General features: G+C 54.4%; 1 protein-coding gene. It reads left to right on the top strand.

What is annotated here, in order from left to right; translation table 11 throughout:
- The coding region (locus tag QP381_RS08630) for a Rib/alpha-like domain-containing protein (protein WP_285068542.1) at positions 1-371 on the top strand (371 nt) is incomplete at both ends.

The following is a 371-nucleotide window of genomic DNA, read 5'->3' on the forward strand; positions in this document are numbered from 1 at the left end:
TTCGGTGAAGGCTGGGGAGTCGGTTTCTGTTGCGGCTCCTAAGGATGCTGATGGGAATGCGTTGCCGGAGGGGTCTAAGTTTGCTCCTGGTGAGGGTGTTCCTGAGTGGGCGACGGTTAATGCTGATGGTTCTATTAGTGCTAAGCCGGGTGCTGATGTTGAGCCGGGTGAGTATAAGGTTCCGGTTGTGGTGACTTATCCGGATGGGTCTACTGACACTGTTGAGGTTCCGGTTAAGGTTGGTGCGGCTGATAAGCCTGTTGCTGATTCGGTTGATCCGAAGTATGAGGATGTTTCGGTGAAGGCTGGGGAGTCGGTTTCTGTTGCGGCTCCTAAGGATGCTGATGGGAATGCGTTGCCGGAGGGGTCTA

It is taken from the genome of Pauljensenia sp. UMB6358 (genome assembly GCF_030216865.1).
In the GTDB taxonomy this organism is placed as follows: domain Bacteria; phylum Actinomycetota; class Actinomycetes; order Actinomycetales; family Actinomycetaceae; genus Pauljensenia; species Pauljensenia turicensis_A.